Source organism: Nitrospiraceae bacterium (assembly GCA_019637075.1).
In the GTDB taxonomy this organism is placed as follows: Bacteria; Nitrospirota; Nitrospiria; order Nitrospirales; family Nitrospiraceae; genus JAHBWI01.
This window is the reverse complement of record JAHBWI010000001.1, coordinates 520712-538691: the sequence shown is the minus strand read 5'-3', so window position 1 is coordinate 538691 and position 17980 is coordinate 520712. Positions and strand designations below refer to the sequence as shown.

The 17980-nt window shown below is 60.3% G+C and carries 17 protein-coding genes and 1 tRNA gene; 11 read left to right on the top strand and 7 right to left on the bottom strand.

Annotation, left to right across the window (positions count from 1 at the left end):
* Window positions 1–2: 2 nt before the first annotated feature.
* From KF814_02570 to KF814_02545, 6 genes are all read left to right on the top strand, one after another.
* Window positions 3–1001, top strand: coding sequence for a replication initiation factor domain-containing protein (locus tag KF814_02570; GenBank protein ID MBX3235012.1), 999 nt, complete (start codon window positions 3–5; stop codon window positions 999–1001).
* A gap of 188 nt (window positions 1002–1189) precedes the next feature.
* Complete coding sequence (locus KF814_02565; GenBank protein ID MBX3235011.1) at window positions 1190–1453, top strand: hypothetical protein; 264 nt, start codon at window positions 1190–1192, stop codon at window positions 1451–1453.
* A 94-nt stretch (window positions 1454–1547) separates the two neighbouring features.
* The gene (locus tag KF814_02560) at window positions 1548–2741 is read left to right on the top strand and encodes a hypothetical protein (GenBank protein ID MBX3235010.1); all 1194 of its coding nucleotides are present in this window, start codon (window positions 1548–1550) and stop codon (window positions 2739–2741) included.
* Complete coding sequence (locus tag KF814_02555; GenBank protein MBX3235009.1) at window positions 2738–3013, top strand: hypothetical protein; 276 nt, start codon at window positions 2738–2740, stop codon at window positions 3011–3013. Before KF814_02560 ends, KF814_02555 begins: the two co-directional genes overlap by 4 nt.
* Window positions 3014–3092: 79 nt before the next feature.
* The gene (locus KF814_02550; protein MBX3235008.1) at window positions 3093–4115 is read left to right on the top strand and encodes a hypothetical protein; all 1023 of its coding nucleotides are present in this window, start codon (window positions 3093–3095) and stop codon (window positions 4113–4115) included.
* 157 nt (window positions 4116–4272) lie between these two features.
* A complete protein-coding gene (locus KF814_02545; GenBank protein ID MBX3235007.1) occupies window positions 4273–4479 on the top strand; it encodes a hypothetical protein in 207 nt (68 codons plus the stop codon).
* A gap of 182 nt (window positions 4480–4661) precedes the next feature.
* Here KF814_02545 and KF814_02540 read toward each other — a convergent pair whose 3' ends face one another.
* Window positions 4662–5165, bottom strand: coding sequence for a JAB domain-containing protein (locus tag KF814_02540; protein MBX3235006.1), 504 nt, complete (start codon window positions 5163–5165; stop codon window positions 4662–4664).
* A gap of 273 nt (window positions 5166–5438) precedes the next feature.
* Between KF814_02540 and KF814_02535 the strand changes: the two genes are divergently transcribed.
* From KF814_02535 to KF814_02520, 4 genes are all read left to right on the top strand, one after another.
* Entirely contained in the window at window positions 5439–5636 is a 198-nt protein-coding gene (locus KF814_02535) for a helix-turn-helix domain-containing protein (protein ID MBX3235005.1), read from the top strand.
* 28 nt (window positions 5637–5664) lie between these two features.
* Window positions 5665–6786 carry a site-specific integrase gene (locus KF814_02530; GenBank protein ID MBX3235004.1) on the top strand — a complete coding sequence of 374 codons (1122 nt, stop codon included), beginning with the start codon at window positions 5665–5667 and terminating at the stop codon, window positions 6784–6786.
* Window positions 6787–6800: 14 nt separating this feature from the next.
* Window positions 6801–6877, top strand: a tRNA-Arg gene (locus KF814_02525).
* A gap of 13 nt (window positions 6878–6890) precedes the next feature.
* On the top strand, window positions 6891–9842 hold the full coding sequence (locus tag KF814_02520) for a DUF748 domain-containing protein (GenBank protein ID MBX3235003.1): 2952 nt from the start codon (window positions 6891–6893) through the stop codon (window positions 9840–9842).
* A 16-nt stretch (window positions 9843–9858) separates the two neighbouring features.
* Here KF814_02520 and KF814_02515 read toward each other — a convergent pair whose 3' ends face one another.
* Window positions 9859–10227 carry a pentapeptide repeat-containing protein gene (locus KF814_02515; GenBank protein ID MBX3235002.1) on the bottom strand — a complete coding sequence of 123 codons (369 nt, stop codon included), beginning with the start codon at window positions 10225–10227 and terminating at the stop codon, window positions 9859–9861.
* Between the two features lie 197 nt (window positions 10228–10424).
* Here KF814_02515 and KF814_02510 point away from each other — a divergent pair, with 197 nt between their 5' ends.
* Window positions 10425–11060: a peroxiredoxin gene (locus KF814_02510; protein MBX3235001.1), complete on the top strand. Its 636-nt coding sequence runs from the start codon at window positions 10425–10427 to the stop codon at window positions 11058–11060.
* Between the two features lie 79 nt (window positions 11061–11139).
* Here KF814_02510 and KF814_02505 read toward each other — a convergent pair whose 3' ends face one another.
* The 5 genes from KF814_02505 to KF814_02485 all read right to left on the bottom strand — a co-directional run bounded on the left by KF814_02505 (window position 11140) and on the right by KF814_02485 (window position 17870).
* Window positions 11140–13332 carry a B12-binding domain-containing radical SAM protein gene (locus KF814_02505; GenBank protein ID MBX3235000.1) on the bottom strand — a complete coding sequence of 731 codons (2193 nt, stop codon included), beginning with the start codon at window positions 13330–13332 and terminating at the stop codon, window positions 11140–11142.
* A gap of 52 nt (window positions 13333–13384) precedes the next feature.
* Window positions 13385–14629 (bottom strand): DUF3391 domain-containing protein, encoded by a 1245-nt coding sequence (locus KF814_02500; protein ID MBX3234999.1) that lies wholly within the window; start codon window positions 14627–14629, stop codon window positions 13385–13387.
* A gap of 179 nt (window positions 14630–14808) precedes the next feature.
* Window positions 14809–16170, bottom strand: a complete 1362-nt coding sequence (locus tag KF814_02495; protein MBX3234998.1) for a DUF3391 domain-containing protein — start codon at window positions 16168–16170, stop codon at window positions 14809–14811.
* A gap of 31 nt (window positions 16171–16201) precedes the next feature.
* Window positions 16202–16555, bottom strand: coding sequence for a hypothetical protein (locus KF814_02490; protein MBX3234997.1), 354 nt, complete (start codon window positions 16553–16555; stop codon window positions 16202–16204).
* A 175-nt stretch (window positions 16556–16730) separates the two neighbouring features.
* The gene (locus KF814_02485; GenBank protein ID MBX3234996.1) at window positions 16731–17870 is read right to left on the bottom strand and encodes a hypothetical protein; all 1140 of its coding nucleotides are present in this window, start codon (window positions 17868–17870) and stop codon (window positions 16731–16733) included.
* Window positions 17871–17980: the final 110 nt, after the last annotated feature.

The following is a 17980-nucleotide window of genomic DNA, read 5'->3' as shown; positions in this document are numbered from 1 at the left end:
GGATGTCTGAGTCTCAGGGGTTCACACAGTCGATCGATTGGTTGTCCTTCACCGTGCCCGATATGGCGCTCGACGAGGTGCTGATCAAGCTGGGTGGCGACTGGATCGACAGTGAGAAGGGCTTCCGAGGCTACCCCGTGGCGAAACTCATGACCCAAGGCAAGGGGGGCGTCGGCAAACTCGGGACGGGTGCTCATCGCAATGTGTGTGAAGTCCACGTCGACCTCTCCGGCGGCATCGTCTCCCAGTGGGAGGAGACGCGGCTCAAGGACCTCTTGACCTGGATTCACACCCATCGGGGGCACGTCACCCGGATCGATGTGGCCTTGGATGACCGGGAGGCCACGGTCTCGGTCGCAACGGTGAAAGCGGCCGTCGATGAGGGCAAAGCCGTGACCCGTTCCACGAAATTCAAAGCCCTGGAGGCCTCGAATCATCGCACGGGCGTCCGGACGGGCGAGACGCTGTACTTCGGCAGCCGTGAGAGTCAGACGATGCTGCGCGTGTATGACAAGCGGCTCGAGATGGCAACCCATGGAGCAGAAGATGCCGCGTCCTACGGGGTCCGCTGGGAACTGGAATTTAAAGCCGAACGGGCACAAGCCTGCGCCAAAGCCTTCTTGTACCTCGATCACGAAGACTGGCGATCGTTCATCGTCGGCGTCTTGCGGTCCTATATCGATTTTCGGGAGATCACGCGGGAGGCGGCGCCCTATGAAAAGTATCGGGCCCCGCTGCTGCCCTGGTGGCACGGGCTCACCGAAGGCTTCCGGCGCTGCCGGCTCGTGATCCAGCAGGTCCAGCAACGGCTCGAAGAGGTCGCCCTGTGGCTCGTCAAGGCGGTCAGCCCCATGCTCGCGGTCGTCGTCGCCCGGATGGGCGATCGGTTTCTCCATGACCTGATCTACACCGGCACGACCAAGTGGAAGTCCAAGCACTATGCGCTGCTGCATGAACGACCTGGCGGAGGAGGCACCCCCTATGTCCTCAAGGCGACCTAACGGCTACTCCCGCGGCTGTCCCGGCTGTGGCGTGCGCGGCAGGCCCTGTCATTGGAAAGACGGGGTGCTCTGCCTCGTCTGCACGGACTGTGATTCGGAATTTTGGTTCAAACCCAAAGCTCGGCCGAAAGGCCAAGGCGTGTGGATCAGGCGCCTCGCTGATCCGATTCTCCAAGGAGGGACGATCGATGCAACTCAAAGCGGACGGACAGGTGCAGGGGTATGTGGAACGGAAGAGCAAGGACGGGAAAGTGTTCCGGTCGGTGGATCTGTATCTCAAGGGCAAAGATCCGGGGAACTTGCGGGTGAACATTCCGGAGGACGCGTTCCCGCTCATTGACGTGGTCAAGCAGTTGGAAGGCAAACCGGCGCGGGCCTCGATCGAGGTGCGGAAGTTCGAACAGACCGGCAAGGTCTTCTTCGATCTCACCGCCTTGGAAGGCATGAAGTAAGGATTCCGGACGGAGGAAGGCCAGTGGACCTCACCATTATCCTGATCGCGGTCCTTTTACTGGCCTTCCTCACCGGTCTTCTATCGGGACGGTTATGAAGGAACTGTCACTCACCAGCTATAGCGTCCTCATCTATCTGCTCTTCGCGTCCTTCTGTCTGGCGCCAGTGGAATCGTTGGCGCTTCAGACTACGCAATATGCCCGCGTGGTCGCGCAGGCCGAACGGATCGCCTACCTGGCCGCGCAACGGTCCTCGATTGCGGCGAAGGTCGCCGCGGCTGCCGTCGCGCCGACTCCGGTCTCGATGGCGTTGCGATTGGTCGCGGGGCCGGTAGGCTGGGCGGCCTTAGGGGTGGCCGCTGGCTTCATCATCGCTGACCTGTATTACAGCAGCACGGATCTACAAGGCGTAAAACAGGCCGCATCCCCCGGCACCGGCTACTCGATCCCCGGTTACGCACAATTCCCCGTGACGGCCGGCGGGAATTGTCCCTCGCCGGTTGGGGGCTGCACCGGCCAATGGGCACGTATCCATACCAACGGCTACTGTGATCTCAGTGCGTATCAAGTCTGGCCAGTCCCGGCGGGCTGGGCCTTCGGGGGCTGGGAGACGTGTGGCGATGGCTCGGACATGATCGTCATGGGCGGGACCACTCTGAGCTCCACGCCTCAGACCCCGACCCAGCAACAGGTCCACGACTATCTCGTGGCCCTGCCGGCCTCCCATCCCAAGTCCATCGAATCGCACAGTGGCCCGGTGGGTGACGGGCAAGCGCCGCGTCCGGCGGATGCGATCGACAGCCAGGCAGTCTCCCCACAAGAGCTGCCGACCCAAGTGAAGCCGAAACCAGTCCCGGCGGGCGATGCCGTCGTGGTGGATAACGTGCCGCCGCCCTCGGGCAGCAGCCAACAAACGACGTCGTCACAGCAAACCACGACGACCACCACCACGACCCAGAATCCGGACGGCTCGACGACGCAACAGGAAGAGACGCAGGCCACGACCTCCTGTGCCGCCGGCACGCATGAGAACCGGACGTTTGGGAGTGTGTTGCAGCAGCATCAGACGGCCTGGAGCAATAGCGGGCTGCTCGGGACGTTGAACCTGCTTAAGTCGCTCGCCTGGCCCTCGACCTTGCCGGTGGTGGCATTGCCCTCGGCCTACTTCGGGAATCAGCAGGTCGATTTCAATCAATGGGCTTGGTTCTTCGTTGTGCTGCGTACGCTCGTGATTGCGATGGCCTCGCTCGGCGCTTATCGCATCATCTTTGTCGGAGGGCGCACATGACCGCGATCCTCACGCTGATCTATTGCTGGCTTCAAGAGTTCTTCTTCTCGCTGACGGATTGGGGCCTGGATCTCTGGGACTCACTGCTCTCTGTGGCGGATAGCTCCCTGAGCACGATCGGGACGGCAGGGCTGACGCTGCCGGTGATTCCTGATCAATACGCCTGGGTCCTGGGGGCCACGGGCATGAGCCAAGCACTGGCCATTGTCGCGGGCGCGATGGGGACTCGGTTCATCCTGCAAACCATTCCATTCGTCCGGTGGGGTTCATGAAGACCTTGGTCATGCTCTGGGCCTACTGGTGGACGGCGGTCTTGGCCTGGACCATCTGGGTCAAGTTGCAGAGGCCTCGATGATCGAACTCTACGAAGGCGTGCCGGGCTCGGGGAAGTCCTATCACGCGGTCTGCGAGAAATTCTTGCCCTGGGTCCGTCACGGCCGCCGCCTCTACATCTATGTCGATGGGATCTATCTCGACCGGCTGGCGCTGTTTACCGGCATCGAGCGGGAGACCCTGGAACAGCAAATCACCGTATGGCGAGACTCTACTGAAGTGTTGCAGGCCTTCCAGCATGTCCAGCCCGGCTCGGCCGTGATCATCGATGAGGCCCAGACGGTCTTCCGGTCCATGCAGAAGGTCGAGGCCGGCTTGCTGCGCTGGCTCGAAACGCATCGGCATTATGGGGTGGACATCCTGCTCATGAGTCAGGACTTCCGGCAGATGTCGCAAGGGGTGACACGGCTGATCGAAGCGACCGTGAAGTTCCGCAAGCTGGCCTTTGTCGGGATGTCGAACCGGTATCAGGGCAAGGTGCGCGGGAATCCTGAAGATAACGAGACGATTCGGGCGTTCGTCGGGACCTATGCCCCGTCGGTCTATGCCTATTACTCGAGCTATGCGGCGGCGGCGATTCGGGAAGAAAAGCGCAGCCACACGATTTTCAAGTCGGCACGCGTGGCGATCGGCATCGCCGCAGGGCTGTTCGCCCTCGCGCTGATGCTGTGGCGGCCCTGGTCCTCCTTGACGGCGCAGAAAGGCACGCCTGGGGCAGCCAGCACGTCGGCCAGTGCCTCCACCGCAACGAATGGCGGGCCCTCCATGGTATCTGGAGGCCCAGGCAGTCTGCTCGGCCCCTTCGGGGCGACCACACCACCGGCGGCCGTCACTGAGCGGCGCCGGCCGTTTATACGCGTGCTGGGCGGGGTTGGCCTCTCCGCGAAGCGAGGCAGCTGGCGGTACTTGCTCGACAGTGGCGAAATCCTCACGGCGGCTCAAATCGTAGGGCGCTATGGGCTCACGGTGTCCGAAGTCTTCGAAGATGGCGCGATGCGTCTGGTGGGAGAGGGGATTTTCTATGGACCTACCGGCGATTGAGGCGATGACCTTCTTGACCGCGATCTTCTGGCTCGGCGGCTTTGCCGTGGGCCTGATCATCAAGCTGCTCTTGCCTCAGGGACACTGAGGCGCTCTTCCGCCGGAGAGGAATCCGGCGGCGTTCGGTGGACGGGTCCACCACACAGGGAGGTGGGGTATGCGCGGTTTGGAATGGCTCAAGGGACTGCTCATGGCGATCCTGGTCGCCTTGGCGGTCCCGGCGGTCTCCTCGGCCCAGTTGTTTCCGGTGTCGGCAGATGTCTCCACGGTGCGGGGGGATCTGCTGTTGTGGGCCACAGCCTTGATTGGCGTGGCCCTGGCGATCTACGCCTTTAAGCGGGTGCGCGGCTTGGTCAGCGGCTAAGCGCGATCGGAGGCAGGCGCTCGCCGCCTGCCTCCCCTGTTCGAAGGAGAGAGACCCATGACGGCGTCACAGATTCAGACGATCGGCAATGCGCTGGCCACCGACCTCGTCGCCTGGGGGACGGCGGCGATCGGGCTCGCGCTCGTGGCGGCCGGAGCTGCGTGGGTGCTGCGCCTGTTGCGCTAGCTGCCAGGCCAGCCCTGATCCGCAAAGCTATAGTAGCGGTCGTCCCCGAGGATGAGATGGTCCAGGAGCGGAATGCCCAGCAGGTCGGCGACCTCGCGCAAGCGCTTCGTGAGGACCAGATCCTCCTGGCTTGGCGTGATGTCTCCTGAAGGATGGTTGTGGGCACAGAGGCAGGCGCCGGCATTCATGAGGATCACCGGCTTAAAGACTTCGCGCGGATGGACAATGGCCAGCGACAAGGAGCCGATCGAGACGATGTTAATCCCGATGACGGCGTGTTTGGCGTCCAGGCCACAGATGAGAAAGTGCTCCCGGTCCAAGCCCTCGAACAAGGGCCGGAGGAGGGCCGCGGCTCCCACGGACGTCTGCACGGTCCCCGAGGCTGGAAGGGCACGGCCCTCTCGAACAAGGGTCACGCGGTAACGAGGGATTCCGTACGTCCGGCTCGAGTTCGACCGCGGTGAACTGTTCAACACTTCGTTGTGACCATCGAACGGCATGGCCGCCTCCTAAAAAAATATTTTAGCCCCACCCTGCACAAACAGGGAGGGTGGGGCGTGAAGGAGGACGCGAGCCGGGGCTCTCGCAGGGGGCAGGCCTGGACGGGCGGCGGCCGGCACGGAGGGGACCGGGAGGGCCTGTCCCCCTGCTCCCCAGCTCCGGCCCGCACCCGCTCAATGCATTTCCCACGGCGGCGGTAATTTAGTTCGGGCCTATATAGAGGTGCAAAAGGCCCAATAGGTATCTTTCACAAATTCCCGGCAGGAGCTAACATGGGCAGACTTTTGACATTGGTTGAGGCATCGGAGTATCTAGGCATTTCAAAATTAACCCTTTACGGATGGGTGTCGGCGCGGAAACTCCGGTTCGTAAAGGTCGGCCGTCTGGTTAAATTTAGGCAACAGGATCTCGATAGTTGGATCGCTCAGCACACGGTAACGCCGAGAATCGACTGTTCCCGATCTCAGTAGCGAAGCAGGATGACTGGAAGGTTTCGACATGGGACTGACTAAGCGACCAGACAGCTACTATGTTGAATTTCGGGTGATCGACAGCGAGGACGGCAAGTCGCTGGTCCTCGCGAGCGGCGTGGTTGGGGCACGCAAGAAACGTTGGAAGGTTGGGTGCCTCAATAAAACGATTGCTCGAGAGATGGAAGCGGCAATCAAGACCCGCATTCTCCTTGGCCAGGAGTCGAGCGAACGTGCGACGCCCGTTTTGTTCAAGGATTGGGCAAAGACCTATCTGGACCTCGTGGAAGTGAAGTCTCTACGTTCCTTCGTCGGCCGGACCCATAGCATGGCGAAGCATCTTGTTCCCTATTTCGGGCATAAGGTGCTTTCAGAGATCCGGCCTCAAGATGTCGAGACCTTCCGGGCTCAGAGAAAAAAGGCCAACGGTTGCAGGGCAAGCATTCAGACCGTTAACCATGACCACATTGCGCTGAAACACTGTCTGAATGTTGCCATTCGTCGAGGCCTCCTCCAGACGAACCCGGCTTCAAGGGTGCCTCTGCCTAATCCCGAGAACGAGCGTGACAGGGTGTTGACCGAGGAAGAATGGGGTAGGTTGTATCAGGCTGCCAAACCCCATCTTCGTCCTATACTGCTTACGGCGTACCAACTCGGGCAGCGATTCGGTGAGATAGTCGGTCTGACCTGGGATCGCGTGGACGTAAAGCGCGGCTTCATTACTCTTCGCTCGACGGATACTAAGACTAGGGTTGGCCGACAGGTTCCGATGACTCCTGACGTAAAAATGATGCTACAGCGGATTGGGCGGACGAGAAGCCTGGCCACCAGGCATGTCTTCACTTATAAAGGACGCCCTATCGAACGCATCAGTCGATCGTTTAAGACCGCATTGAGGAATGCCGGTCTCACGGATTTTCGATTCCATGATCTTCGGCACTGCGCATCGACGAATCTCAGGAGAGCAGGAGTGGACACCGCAACTGCTATGAAAATTGTTGGGCATAAGTCGGAAAAGATGTGGAAACGATACAATGCGATCGAAGAGAGAGACTTGACTCAAGCGGCCCTGAAGGTTCATGGATACCTCCAGCAGAACACGCCGGGAACACTACCCGGTGTGACCGTTGAGCGAACATCTCGTAAGTAACTGAAAGATAAGGGGCGCCCGTAGCTCAGTTGGATAGAGCATCAGCCTTCTAAGCTGAGGGTCGCTGGTTCGATTCCAGCCGGGCGCGCCAATCCATCCTTTCAATGGCCTTTCTTTCCCGATACCGACTGTGGCTGGGTCTGACCGGCGGCCTGTTGGCCCTGTATGCGTTGCTGGGTTTCGTCGGTGTGCCCTTTGCCGTCACGCGTTACGTGATTCCTTCCGTTGCCGAGACGCTCCGGCACCCCGTGCTCCTCGGCGGCATTGCTTTCAATCCCTTCACCTGTACGATCCAGCTGACGGACTTCGAAATTCAGCAGCAGGACGGGACGCCCATGGTGGGCTTTCACGAGCTCTTCGTGAACTTCGAGGCGACTTCGCTGGTCCGGTCGGCCTACCAGTTCGATGAAATTCGGCTGACATTGCCCTATGGCCTTCTGCGCATCCAGCCGGACGGCAAACTCAATCTCCTGGGGCTCGTGCCGCCGCAGCCGGATCAAGCCGAGGCTCCGCCGCCTGTTGAGCCGAAAGACCGCCGCGCAATTCCCTTGATTGAAATTCGCGAACTGGGCATTCATCAAGGGGTGCTGGAGTTTCGGGACGAAACGAAGCGCCGGCCTGTGGCGATCGACGTCGTCCCCATCGAGGTGACATTGCGCAACTTCAGCACAAGGCAGGGGGGCGAAAACGCGTACGCGTTCACGGCGGAGTTCGGGCAGGGTGAGACGCTGGCATGGGAAGGCACGTTGCTCTTGGACCCGCTGGAGTCGCACGGCAAGTTCGCCCTCTCCAATGTCAAGTTGGCGACCTTTTGGCCGAGTGTGCGCGAGCAATTCCGGTTTGATCTCACCGGCGGAGCCGTCACGGTGTCCGGTAATTACCGGTTCGATACGAACGGCACGCCCGTCAACTTTCAATTGAGCGACGGCCGATTCCTTCTCGCCGACTTCAGCCTGAACGAGCCTGGCGATCCGGAGCCGCTGATCGCATTCCCGTCGTTCCTGGTCGAGCGAATCGACGTGGATCTCTCCAAGCGCGACGTCGGGGTGGGGGTGGTGCGTCTGACTGCACCACGGATCCGAGGATGGCGCGAACCGGACGGGGCGGTCAACTTTGCGAGGCTCTTCGCTCCTGCGGAGGGTCGACCAACGCCGCCGGCCGACGCGAAACCGACTCCACCGGCTGAGACAGGCGAGCCGGTACGGCCCTGGACGGTGCTGTTGAAAGAGGCTGTGATCGAGCAGGGAGGGGTGGCGTTTGAAGATCGCTCGGTCAAGACGCCGGCGGAGCTGACGATCGATGACCTTGCCGTGTCGTTGAAGGAAGTGCAGGTTCCGCTTCGGGGCGCAATGCCGTTGTCCGTCAGCCTGCGCGTGAACCAAACCGGAGAGATCGATGCGAAGGGAACCGTGCGACTCGATAAGCCCGCAGTTGACCTGTCACTGTCCTTGTCGCATATCGCATTGCGACCCTTCCAGCCGTATCTTGATGGCGTAGTCCAAGCGGAGGTCACCGACGGTGAGGTGGAACTCTTCGGCGATGTGACGTTCCGGAGCAAACCGGAGTCGGAACCGATGCTGCGGTATCGCGGCAAACTGGGGGTGAACAATCTCCATGTGTGGCATCGCCCCTCGGATCAGGAAATGCTGAGTTGGACGTCGCTTGGGCTGAAGAATGTGCTGCTGGATGTGGAGCCGACGAACGTGAAGATCGGGGAGATCGCCCTGAAGGATGCGGCGGTCCAACTCGTGGTGGCGAAGGATGGCGCGATGAACGTTTCCAACCTGATGGTCCAGCAGGACAAGCCCGCGGGACCCGCGCCTGCTTCGCCTGAGCCGGCTTCGCCCAAGCGGCCTGCCGCCGGCCCGACGCCGATTGTAATCGATACAATCACCTTGTCGAAACTCGCCGCCACCTTCACCGACGATTCGATCGAGCCGAGAGTGGCCACGGGGATCTATGGCTTGAGCGGCGCAATCAAAGGACTGTCCTCGAAGGACCTGGCGAAGGCGGACGTGTCCCTTACCGGCACGGTGGACAATGTTGCGCCGGTCAAGATTCAGGGAAAGATCAATCCGCTGAGCGGCGATGCCTACACGGATATCAAGGTGCTGTTTCAGGGAGTCGATCTCACCGTGGCCTCGCCCTATGCCGGAAAATATGTCGGTTTCCCTCTTACCAAGGGAAAACTGTCGCTGGATCTGAAGTACGAGCTTTCACAAAAGCATCTCAGCGGGGAAAACAAAGTCCTGGTGGATCAGCTCACGTTCGGTGAGAAGACCGACAGTCCCGATGCCACCTCATTGCCGGTACGGTTGGCAGTGGCCCTCCTCAAGGACCGGCGCGGTCGGATCGATATCGATCTCCCGGTTCGTGGTGACTTGAACGAGCCGGACTTTCGCTACGGCCGCATGCTCCTGAATACGCTGGTCAATGTGGTGACGAAGGTGGCCACGTCGCCGTTTGCTGCACTCGGCGGGCTGGTCGGTGGGGGCGGAGACGATCTGCAGTATATGGAATTCGAGCCGGGCGTCGGCGAATTGGCGCAGGGGGAGCATGCCAAACTGGCCTCGCTGGCGAAGGCCCTGGAGGAGCGTCCGGCGCTGAGGCTGGAAATTAGCGGATCGGCCGATCCCAAAAAGGATCGTGATGCGCTGGCTCTGCACAAGATCGCCGAAGAGTTGAAACGGCGCTTTACGCAAGGTGGAAAGAAGAATCTGCAAGCCGCCTTGCCCAAAGAGCGGGAACTAGAACTGCTGGGCGATCTCTACGCGGAAAAATTGGGGAAGCAGGCGACGAAAAGCGAAGTCTTGCCGAACGGGAAGACCGTCGTGCGCGTGTTGGAAGCCGAGGCTATGCAGGCGGAACTCGTGCCGGCCATGACGGTGGATGAGGATGAGTTGCGCGAATTGGCCAGGACCCGCGCGAAAGCCGTACGCGAGGACCTGGTAGCGCAAAACAAGGTTCCGGAAGACCGCGTGTTCCTCGTCGAGGTTGAGGTGGCGAAAGGGGAGCAGGACAAGATTCGGATGCGATTGAATCTGACCGGTAAGTAGCGGCCGACGGGCAGGATTAGTTTTTCGGCTGATACCGCATGCGGGTGCCGTGGAGTAGCGACAATTCGATCTCGCCGGCGGTCAATTCCTGGGGGAAATAGGTTCCAGAAATCTTGGCCGCGTTGATGCTGGCCCCTTCGAGCCGGGCCTTTCGGAAATCTACCCCACGCAGGTCGGCTTGGCGGAAGTAGCAATCGCTGAAGTCGAGCCCGTCTGCCTCCAACCCGCGCAAGTCCAGGCCTCGCATATCGCAACTGCGCAGGTCCACTCGTTCACCGGATGATTTCTTGGCGTTGAATTCGGTGATGCAGCCTTCCCGAAGCAATTGATACATCGGGTCGACGGTTATGCGCAGGGTGGATTTGGGCACGCGAGGATTTTCCATAGGCGCTCCGCTGGTGTCTGCAGACTGTATCGGACGGAGGTAGGAAAACTTGAGAGGGAGGGGGTTCGCTCTTGACCAGCGGTCCAGACGGCAATCCCACGCTTGCGCCTCGTTGCTCCGACGCGGTAGTCTAATCTTTCCCGCTCTTTGCTCATTCATAAGCAATCACTCACCACTTTTCCAGGGAGGAGGACGACATGGCACTACGATTGGGCGATGAAGCCCCAAATTTTACCGCGGAGACGACCGAGGGGAAGATCACGTTTCACGAGTGGCTGGGAAGCAATTGGGGGATTCTATTTTCCCATCCCAAGGACTATACGCCGGTCTGTACGACAGAACTGGGCTACATGGCGCGCATCAAGGGTGAGTTCGAAAAGCGGGGCGTGAAGGTGCTGGCCATCAGCGTAGATCCCTTGGAAGACCACCGGGGATGGACCAAGGACATCAACGAAACCCAGAACTGCACGGTCAGCTATCCGCTGATCGCGGATCCGGAGAAGAAGGTGGCCATGTTGTACGACATGATCCACCCCAACGCGCTGGACAACATGACGGTCCGCTCGGTATTCGTGATCGGGCCGGACAAAAAGATCAAGCTGATGCTGACCTATCCGGCCTCTTGCGGCCGAAATTTCGATGAGTTGTTGCGGGTCGTAGACAGCCTCCAATTGACGGCGAAGTACAAGGTGGCGACGCCGGTCAATTGGAAGGATGGACAGGATTGCATCATCACCCCGGCGGTGAGCGATGCGGAAGCCAAGACGCTGTTCCCGAAGGGGTTCAAGTCCGTGAAGCCGTATCTCCGTCTCACCCCGCAGCCGAACAAGTAGCCGTAGATTTTCTCAAGAGCGGGGGAGTCGGGCGATCGCCTGGCTCCCCCGGCTCTTTCTCCCGTCCAACACAGAACCGTCAAACAAGTATCAATCCGACCCGACGGGCCTCTTTCCAGCCCTCCGTCTCGCAGAACCGGGCAAACGTCCGCCGGCCTCGTCCGGGAAACCGACTGCGAAGTTCGCTGAGCCGTGGGTACTCCTGGCCGGCCTGTTTCCGTTTCGGAGTCGCCTCCTGCACCAGGCCCGCAAGCCACTCAGCTTCCTCCGGAGGCAACGACACACAGCAGTCTTCCGACCTCGTGGGAAGAATGAGCCGCGAACGTGACTGGCTCTGCTGCTCCAGAATCGGCGCCGCTCCCAACCACACACAACGTCGTTCCGCCCGCTCCTCAAGGGGGCTTGCGGCGGTCAATGCCCGGTGCAGCCAATTCCTCGGTACGCGCGGGACCGGAATGCGACGGTCGAACCAACGGGCGATGGGGAGGGTCAGTCCCGCTTGTTCCATGTAGTTCATGACCGCTGCCCGCAATCCGTCCCCGAGCCAGGCAGGACAGGCGCCGGTCGGGTCATGATGGCGCAGATCGTTTTCCGCAAACCCTTCAAACTTTGGCCCAAGGATACGAATGCCCGCAGCGGCGGGGGCGAGGCCGATCGGACTATGCGCCGTGGCGGTGAAGCGGTGCCAGAAGGCCGATTGCAGCAGACCCTGTCGGAAGAGCTGGCGTACTCGCTCGAGGGAATCAACCGCTTCCTGCAGGGTTTCGCCCGGGCAACCATACATGAGATAGGCATGGACGAGAATGCCGGCATCGCGAAACGCCGCCGCAACCCGGGCGGTTTGATCGACCGTGATGCCCTTCTTCATCTGTTCGAGTAAGCGGTCGGATGCCGCTTCCAATCCGGCCGTCAGGGCGATGCAGCCGGACGCGGCCAGCAGGCGAGCCAAGTCGGGGGTGAAGGCTTCCTCAAATCGTATGTTGCCCCACCAGGAGATCGTGAGCCCCCGCTCCAGCAGCGTGAGGGCAAGAGACTTCAATGCCGCCGGCGGCGCCGCTTCGTCGACGAAATGGAATCCCCGCTGCCCGGTTTCCTCGATCAACGACTCGATCCGTTCTACGAGTCTCGCGGTCGGGGCCTGGTCGTACCGGCCGATGTAGTCGAGGCCGACGTCGCAGAACGTACATTGTTTCCAGTAGCAGCCGTGGGCCACCGTGAGTTTGTTCCAGTGCCCCTCCGACCAGAGACGGTGCATGGGATTGAAGCTGTCGACGATCGACAGGTATCGGGAGAGGGGAAGACCCTGGTAGGTGGGAGTGCCGATCTCGTCCATGGAAAAGTCGGGCTCCGAAGATCCGTCCCGGAAGACGACTTGCCCGTCGCCAAGCATGAAGGTTCGTCGCAGCCGCTCAGCCGGACGATGTCCGGCCAGATATTCGAGCAGGCACAAGAGGGGGCGTTCGCCGTCGTCGAGAGTCACGAAGTCGACGTAGGCGAAGATGCGCGGGTCACGGATGCGCCGCAGTTCCGTATTCACATATCCCCCGCCCATGGCGATGCGAGCGTGGGGGCGAAGGCGTTTCACGGCCTGAGCCAGGCGCAACGCGCCGATCAGGTTGCCCGGAAACGGGACGGTCAGACAGACCAGGTCCGGATCGATGCGGTCGAGCTGCTCGCGTAGGCAGTCGATCAGCAGTTCGGCGGTCAAGTCGGGCGGAGCCTGCAGCGCCTCGTCGATGGGGCCGAAGGAGGCGGTGGATTGCAGCAGGCTCTCCGCATAGCGGTTGAGCGAGAGGGACGGTGCGATCGTGTGGTGGAGCAGGTCGGTCAGGTCTTCCAGATATAGCGTGGCACGGTGGCGGGCGAGATCGGCAGGTGACGGGCGGGCGCCGGGATTCTGGGGGCGAGACTCGGATGAAAACCGTGGTCCTTCGGGTAGCATGCCCGGTCTCGCCAAGTGTTGCGCCAATCGCTCATCCTGTCCCTGGAGGAAGGCGATGACCGGATCGATCGTATCGAGGTACGCGGTCTCGAGCGCGAGCAGTTGCTGCACTTCCCCCGGCCAGGTTTGCGAGTCGGTTTTGATTGCGGCGAAGGCCCGCTCCAAGCCGGATCGGCAGAATATCCGGAGCACCATTTCGATCCCAAGATCGGCCTGTGCGGCCTCATAGCCGCGTGAGCGCAGAAATCCCGTCAGATAAGCGGTCGAGGGATAGGGGGTGTTGAGCTGCGTCAGCGGCGGAATCAGCAGCAGCACACGAGGGGAAGCCATGCAGGGGGAGATATCACACTGCTCCTGCTTCTCGCCAGCCTCCCGACGTGGATCAGGCGGCTTGTTCCTGGATGGTGTGTATGGACGACTGGATGAAATATCCGGTCCAACGTTTGAGCTGGAGGTACTCCTTGATCTCCTGCGGAAGCTCGTTCTTGGAGAGCGCCCTGACGATTGAGCGATCCCCGACCTGCGCCAGGTCCACGATCTCAGGCCGACCCTTCGGCGATGCCGGGTTATAAGCCAGGATGAGCGGCTTGAGGCGCAATTCCAGATTGATGTTGAGCACCAGCCCAAAGGTACCGTCCGTCAACGCGACGACGGTGCCGGGCGGGTAGACCCCGAAGGTTTGGATCATCGCGACCACCACTTCCGAAGCGAAGAGGTGTTTCTGATTCTTGTACATGTGCGCGAGTGCTTCGGCCGGTGACATCGCTTGTTCGGCTTCTTGATTGTTGATGCAGGAATCGTAGTGTTCGACGGCGCTCACGATTCTGGTCGGAAGAGGGATCTGCTCGGCCTTGAGTTTGTTCGGATAACCGGATCCGTCCAGCCGCTCATGGTGATTTCGGATGATATCCAGGACCTCCTCGGGGAAGCTTGGGAACTGCTTCAACATGTCGACGGCAAATTGCGGGTGGCGCTGGTATTCCTGCATCTCGACGCGGGAAAGCCGAGAACGGTTTCTCACGATGCGGAGGGGGATTCGCCGTTCCCCGATATCGTGCAAGAGGCCGGCCATGCCGATGAGGCGAAGGTCCTCCTCGTCGATCTTGAAGTGGCGAGCCACCATCATGGACATGGTGCCGACATTGAGCGCGTGGAGCACGCTGGCGTTATCCAGTTCCTCGGCGTCGAACATGCTGGCCATCGTGCTGGCCGCTTCCGTGTTCGCAATCAGCGTGCTGATGCTGTTGATCATGAGCTTGGCATTGTTTAACCCTTCGATCGATCCGCTGCAAAGATCTTTCATCATCTGCGCGCTGCGTTGCACGACTTGCTGGTAGACCTGGATGCCCAAACTCACGGTCTGTTGGTAGTCGGCCTGGCTGAGCGCAATGGGAATTGCCGCCGACTGCTCTTTCTGCGTGCCGGTGACGGCCGGCGCAGACGGTTTGGATTCCGCTGCAGGCGCATTGCTCGCAGTGTCATTGTTCGATTCGCTGGGATAGACCAGCACAGACGACAAATGGAGCCCACGGATCGTTGCCAGCTGGCTTTCGGACGTAATCTTGAAGGATCTCCACGGGAACGGATGCTTGAACCATGAGCAGTTGAGATCAACGTACATGCCCACGCAGAGGTCCTCGGGACGGGTGGGGACGCCGTTGGCCAGGGAAGGGGGAGAAGGATTATCGGCCTGATTTGCCAAGTGGGTACCTGCGTGTATGCCGAATATTTCGGTTGTGATGCAATGTTATCCGTAGGTTCTTATCGGTGCCGAGGGCTTGAACCTTGAGGCAGGAGTCTCGGGTATTACCTAGAAATGGTTTCGTTGGGGGGTGAGGTGCTGCCGCGCAAGAAGTACGACAGCCAGCGGGTGAGGTCTAAGTACTTGAGAACACGAGGGGAAAGGCGATGGCGAGCCGCCCGCTGGGCGATCGCCCTATTCGGGTCGGTCATGAGGTTCACCACCAGCGGTTCCGACTCCGACTCGGCGGGGGTATAGACCAGCACGAGTGGTTTCAGTCGTTCTTGCCGATTCACGTTTAACACCAGGCCGTATGCGCCGTTCACGAGTTCGACGATCGTGCCCGGCGGATAGACGCTGAGCGTTTGAATCAGGGAGACGACGATCTCTCGGGGCAGCGTTCGTTGGGTATGGCGGAACAGGTAAGCCAAGGCCTCGCTCGGTGTGAGGGGGCGTTTGGGGGGCGCGGGTTGCACCAAGTCGTCGTATACGTCCGCCACCATCACGATCTTCGTCAGCAGCGACAGGTATTCACCCGACACTTGCCGCGGATACCCTGATCCATCGATTCGCTCATGGTGCAACTGTATGATGCGAAGCGCCTCGGCAGGAAAGGAAGGGATGTCCTGTAGGACATCCAGCCCCAGATCCGGATGGCCGGCGTAGATAATCTGGTCTTCGGCGCTGAGCGAGCCTCGACGAGCCAATATCTCCGGTGAAAGTTTTCGCTCCCCGACATCGTGAAGCAAGGCTCCGATGCCCAGCACCTTGATGTCCTCCGCAGACAACTCCAGTTGCTGGCCCACCATCATGGAGATCACCGAGACGTTCAGAGCGTGTCGCGCATCTCTCTCGTCCATCTGGAGGGAATTCATCAAGCCGCTGAGTGCGCCCGTGACCGTTTCATCGGACACCAGGGGCACGAGCTGGTTAATTACGGTCTTGGCTCCGGCGACTCCGGTGTCATGGCCGGCCCCAAGCTCGCTGAACGCCTGCTGAAAATCCGCACAGGCGCCCTTGCACAGCTGCTCGGCTTCGCGCAAATCGGAGAGGTAGTTGTCCAGACTCTGCGGCTTCGGCTCCTTCGGCGTCGGCGGTGTGGGCAGTGGGGGAGCGGCGATGGCCTCCGCATTGGCGTCGGCCGCCTCGGTCGATTCCATCGGTGCGTCGTCACTCGCCGGCGGATCGATCTCGAGTGGAACGTCGGACTTTGATGGATCGACCAGGATGGGGAGATTCAGGGCGACGATCCGTTGAATCTGATCTTCGGAGGAGAGCTTGAACTGTTGGTGGGCGAAGGGGTGCAAGAACCAGGAGCAGTTGAGGTGCACGTACATTCCGATGCGGAGGGTCGCGAGAGGGATGGGATGGAGCCTCGACGTTCCTTCGTCGATCGCATTGGCTCCTGATGGGTCCGTGGTGCTCACGTCTCTCGTCCGATGCGCCCGCTACGGGCCGTTACTTGCGAATGCTGAGGAGTGAGCCGAGCATGGCGTCGGTTGTGCCGACGACCTTGACGTTGAGTTCGAACTCCCGTTGAGCTTGGATCAGGTTGACCATCTCCTCGCCCATGTCGACGTTCGACTGTTCCTCGAACACGGGATTCTGGGAGGTTTGTTGGAAGATGAGGGGGCCTGGTCGGGAGTCCACGGAGTTTGACGTGTGGACGCCGCCGTTCTGTGCTTCTTGAAATTCCGTCCGGCCGCGTTTGAATTCCGGCGTAGCCACGTTGGCTAGGTTGTTTGCCGTCGTGCCGACGCTGCGGGAAAAGGCTGTCATTCCGGAGAGCGCGGTCTGAAGGGCGTTCACCATTTGACACCTCCTCGTCACGAGTAGGGAGAGCACCCAGGTATAGGTATAGGAGGCCCTACCGGATCGCATACTCTTTCGGCGTATTTTAGATTAACTTTAGTCTTTATAAATATGTGTATTTATAAATAGTTATAAATAAATAGTAATGTAAATAATTATTAATAGTCCGGAGTTTTCAGGTCCCCAACAGTTGTCGGGAAAAATCCCGGCAGGCTGCTGCGACCCCTGACCGATGGGTGCGAATTTCGCTACCCAGCACATAGACCACGTCCTGGCCATAGCAGGCCGACATCTCCGTAATCCGCGCCGGTCCCATGCGCCCAGCGGCAGACGGAAGTATGCTCAAGATGCGTCCCATCGGACGCCGGCAGGTTGCTGCGATCCGTTGACAGTCTGCCATGGAGATCGGGTAGGTGAGTCCAAAGGTTGGGTAGATGGTGACATCTGCTCCGGCTAACCGAGGCAAGAGGCCGAAGAGCACATCCGGGGCGATGCCGGAGTCTTGGGGTGCAAAATACGAACCGAGCGCAGCTGGGTGAGACAGGATCGGGAGCGGAGCACCAGTCTGTTTGGCGAGTTCGGCCATTTGGTCGAACCCTGTAATGCCGGGGCACACAAGCAATGCCCCGGCACCGACTCGACGTGCGTGGTCGGCTCTTGCGCGGAGAGTCGGCCAACTGCCCCCGATGTGCGGGGCGTAGAGACAGCGGATGCCGGTTTCCTTTGCTGCACGGGCCACGGCGTCCGCGCAACGTGATACCCGCTCTTCAAAGGGACAGAACGGATGGTTCGACAATCCCTGGTCGTCCTTTATGATGTCGACGCCGCCGAGGGCGAATTCATAGGCCAACGAGCCGAGTTGTTGGGGACTCATGCCTAACGGCTTCAACACCGCGCAGACGAGCGGTCGGCTGGGCGCATTGAGCAGGGTGCGCAGGCCCTCCACGCCGAATCGGGCCCCGCTCCAGCGCGAAAGCGCTGCTTCCGGAAGGGACATGTCGGTGATCCGGACTCCTTCCCGCAGGCTGGCAATCCCATAGGCGACGTGCCACAAAGATTCAAGGGATTCATCCAGCAGTTCGACGGGGAAAGTAAGGACAGCTTCATGCAGGTGGTCACGTAGTGACCGAAACTGCGTCATGCGTCCCAGGAGGTGATCACGAATCGGTCCTTGCGGAATGATCTCGTCAGTGGCTTCTACTGTCTGCTCAATGCAGAGCAACTCGGCCCGCGTTCTGGCTTCCGTGGCGGCTTCGGTGAATTGGTAGGTGACGGAGAATCGTGTTCCTGAAAAATCTGTGGCCGTGAGTCCCATGCAGGCTCCGTGCAGTGCGAATCGCTTGAATTTGCAGTTGCAGCGGCTGAAGGGTACCCTATTCGCTTCGAGACTGATAGCGCTTGGAGTGGGGTTGGTTCGAATGGTCA

Excerpts from the sequence above, each read along its gene's own strand:
- KF814_02570 (MBX3235012.1), top strand. The coding sequence starts at position 3 with ATGTCTGAGTCTCAGGGGTTCACACAGTCGATCGATTGGTTGTCCTTC.
- KF814_02565 (MBX3235011.1), top strand. The coding sequence starts at position 1,190 with ATGCAACTCAAAGCGGACGGACAGGTGCAGGGGTATGTGGAACGGAAG.
- KF814_02560 (MBX3235010.1), top strand. The coding sequence starts at position 1,548 with ATGAAGGAACTGTCACTCACCAGCTATAGCGTCCTCATCTATCTGCTC.
- KF814_02555 (MBX3235009.1), top strand. The coding sequence starts at position 2,738 with ATGACCGCGATCCTCACGCTGATCTATTGCTGGCTTCAAGAGTTCTTC.
- KF814_02550 (MBX3235008.1), top strand. The coding sequence starts at position 3,093 with ATGATCGAACTCTACGAAGGCGTGCCGGGCTCGGGGAAGTCCTATCAC.
- KF814_02545 (MBX3235007.1), top strand. The coding sequence starts at position 4,273 with ATGCGCGGTTTGGAATGGCTCAAGGGACTGCTCATGGCGATCCTGGTC.
- KF814_02540 (MBX3235006.1), bottom strand. The coding sequence starts at position 5,165 with ATGCCGTTCGATGGTCACAACGAAGTGTTGAACAGTTCACCGCGGTCG.
- KF814_02535 (MBX3235005.1), top strand. The coding sequence starts at position 5,439 with ATGGGCAGACTTTTGACATTGGTTGAGGCATCGGAGTATCTAGGCATT.
- KF814_02530 (MBX3235004.1), top strand. The coding sequence starts at position 5,665 with ATGGGACTGACTAAGCGACCAGACAGCTACTATGTTGAATTTCGGGTG.
- KF814_02520 (MBX3235003.1), top strand. The coding sequence starts at position 6,891 with ATGGCCTTTCTTTCCCGATACCGACTGTGGCTGGGTCTGACCGGCGGC.
- KF814_02515 (MBX3235002.1), bottom strand. The coding sequence starts at position 10,227 with ATGGAAAATCCTCGCGTGCCCAAATCCACCCTGCGCATAACCGTCGAC.
- KF814_02510 (MBX3235001.1), top strand. The coding sequence starts at position 10,425 with ATGGCACTACGATTGGGCGATGAAGCCCCAAATTTTACCGCGGAGACG.
- KF814_02505 (MBX3235000.1), bottom strand. The coding sequence starts at position 13,332 with ATGGCTTCCCCTCGTGTGCTGCTGCTGATTCCGCCGCTGACGCAGCTC.
- KF814_02490 (MBX3234997.1), bottom strand. The coding sequence starts at position 16,555 with ATGGTGAACGCCCTTCAGACCGCGCTCTCCGGAATGACAGCCTTTTCC.
- KF814_02485 (MBX3234996.1), bottom strand. The coding sequence starts at position 17,870 with ATGGGACTCACGGCCACAGATTTTTCAGGAACACGATTCTCCGTCACC.